This window comes from Pseudomonas monteilii NBRC 103158 = DSM 14164 (assembly GCF_000730605.1).
Taxonomy (GTDB): Bacteria; Pseudomonadota; Gammaproteobacteria; order Pseudomonadales; family Pseudomonadaceae; genus Aquipseudomonas; species Aquipseudomonas monteilii.
Genome location: NZ_BBIS01000108.1, coordinates 1 through 2,187, shown reverse-complemented (window position 1 = coordinate 2,187; position 2,187 = coordinate 1). Strand labels below are relative to the sequence as shown.

4 protein-coding genes are annotated in these 2,187 nt (G+C 52.2%); 2 read left to right on the top strand and 2 right to left on the bottom strand.

From position 1 onward, the window contains the following. Nucleotides 1-34 precede the first annotated feature (34 nt). Nucleotides 35-691 carry a hypothetical protein gene (locus tag PM2_RS29345; RefSeq protein ID WP_004574508.1) on the bottom strand — a complete coding sequence of 219 codons (657 nt, stop codon included), beginning with the start codon at nt 689-691 and terminating at the stop codon, nt 35-37. 27 nt (nt 692-718) lie between these two features. Further along, on the bottom strand, nt 719-967 hold the full coding sequence (locus PM2_RS30950) for a hypothetical protein (RefSeq protein ID WP_128637225.1): 249 nt from the start codon (nt 965-967) through the stop codon (nt 719-721). Nucleotides 968-1,133: 166 nt separating this feature from the next. Here PM2_RS30950 and PM2_RS29340 point away from each other — a divergent pair, with 166 nt between their 5' ends. Further along, a complete protein-coding gene (locus PM2_RS29340) occupies nt 1,134-1,685 on the top strand; it encodes a site-2 protease family protein (protein ID WP_231995370.1) in 552 nt (183 codons plus the stop codon). A 59-nt stretch (nt 1,686-1,744) separates the two neighbouring features. After that, nucleotides 1,745-2,155 carry a hypothetical protein gene (locus PM2_RS29335; protein ID WP_004574506.1) on the top strand — a complete coding sequence of 137 codons (411 nt, stop codon included), beginning with the start codon at nt 1,745-1,747 and terminating at the stop codon, nt 2,153-2,155. The last annotated feature ends 32 nt before the right edge of the window (nt 2,156-2,187 follow it).

The window sequence follows — 2,187 nt, the reverse complement described above, 5'->3', positions numbered from 1 at the left end:
AGCCACTCCGAAGAGTGGCCGGGTATCGTTAAAGCTAAGCAGTAGGCTGCAGGCTCTGTTGCTCCCACCATGCACGGAAGCTAGCTACGAAAGAACATCCACTGTCTTCAGGTAACGCAAAAACTGCCTTGTTCTGGTGACTGATCTCATGCTCCGGCTCACCATCACGCGAACAGTGATAGAGCTTGAAGGTGTTTCGTGTATCGAGCTGGAAGCAGCACAGTGCTCCGTTCTGCCGCTTGTAGTACACCCGGCAATAACCAGAGTCCACAGTATGCAGGGCCAGCTGTTCAACCTCTTTGACTTCAGCGGGCGGAACCAAACAGTGACGATGCTCAACGAGCAGCGCTCGCAATGCACCCAGATCAATCGAGCGCGTTACGCCATCCGGGAACAAAACGTCACCGTACAGTGCAGCAAGATCGGCAGCCAGGCTATCTTCGACAAAGTGACAATCCACTAGGTCGCAGGCTCGGCTAACTATCCACTCTTGCCTTTCTTTCGGGGTTTCCAGTTCGTCAACATACTCACGCTGATTTGCCATGTCCTCAGCGATTTTCAAGCAAGCCTCGTTTTGACTCGTCGCAAAGACGTTGTCGCTGTAAGTGCCTTCTTCTGCCATCCCCCAGTTCAGAGTCACTGCGTACAGATCAAGCGAGGACTGATTAGCTTTAACTTCATTATTGCTCATGATGCATGTTCCTTTTTCGAATTTAATTTAGCCCGCTAGCTTCATGTCTTGCTGAAGCGCGGATTTGCCTTCATAGAAAGCGTTTAATAGTTCCGGAATATCTTCGAGGAGTGCATGCGGCGTTTCAGAAGCCCCCCATCCGTATCCCCAGGCAGCGTTCTTTGCATCTTGAAATACGTTAGCTGCTAGTTGATTGCTCTCAGGCGATTTCATGAGGAGTACAGCTAATGCCCATTGAGATCGAGCGTAAGCCGCCAGCTGAAAACAGGTATTCATACGTTCACCAGAGTAGTTTCATAACCACCTGTAATGAATTACACGGGCCTGTATAGACCTAGAGGCAAAATTTGCACTGCACAGTACACACATCAGGTAAATATGCGGCTATAGGCTTGAAGGTTTTGAAGCTTTGCTAAAGAATCACATGCATCATGTTCTAGGAATGAAAACCATGCTGCCTGACGCACTGGTAACTATCGGGATGTTCGCCATCGCATTTTTCGTCATCTGGCTGATGTTGGTGTTCTTGCTCTTGATCCATGAAGCCGGCCATTTAATACCAATGCAACGCTACGGTATTAAGCCAGACAAACTCATTCTCGGTGGATACAAGCTATTCTCGTTCCGAAAATCAGGAATCATCCATGAAATCGGTTTGATCCCGCTTTGGGCGTATGTGGTCAGCTCCGATTATGAGAAGGCCCCGTCAGACCGCCGAGCGATCATCGCTGCGGGCGGCCCCCTGATCTCCCTGGCCACCGGCCTATTGTTCTTCGGCATTCACTACGTTACGCCAAACTGGCCGACACTCGTGGCGGCCCAAGGCTCGATCCTGCTAGCGGCAACCAACATCATCCCCCTGCCCCCCATGGATGGCTGGACGATCGTCGAGCATTTCTTGAACCTCCGCGGGATCTACTTTGATGACAGAAACAAGCGCCTATTGATGGGTGTTGGCCTGGCCACTATTGTGGCAATAACCCTGGCCCTTTAGAAATATAGGTCCCTGCAGTGCATCTCCTGGTGCAAGTTCAACTGACCAGGAGATGTCTCATGACCACCACTACCCTCGACGCTAAACCGCAGCGCCCTGCTCTGCGACCCGACTTTTTCGAAGAGGCCTTCAAAAACTACAACGTGCCGGCAAAGCTCCGCACCTTTGCAGAGGCATTCTGCATCCGGTTCAACGTTCGCGGCATCTGTGACCCCGCCTATTGTGCTAATTCGGCAGCCCTGAAACTGAAGATCGGTGATGGCTGCGGGAGTTTCGACCACGAGAAAGACGCCGACGAAAACGGCATCCCACTGATTGGCGACCAACTGCTCTTCGCATACAGCAGCTGCATCCAGCAAACAGAGCCAGGCACCACCGCAGCTGTCATCAACACCATGGTGAAAGCAGCCCTCGCCGGCGCAACCGTCGAGGAGCTCGTGTCACTGCATGCTGCCTCTGCTGTACATTAACCCCACCCAAGCCGCCCTTCTCTGAGGGCGGT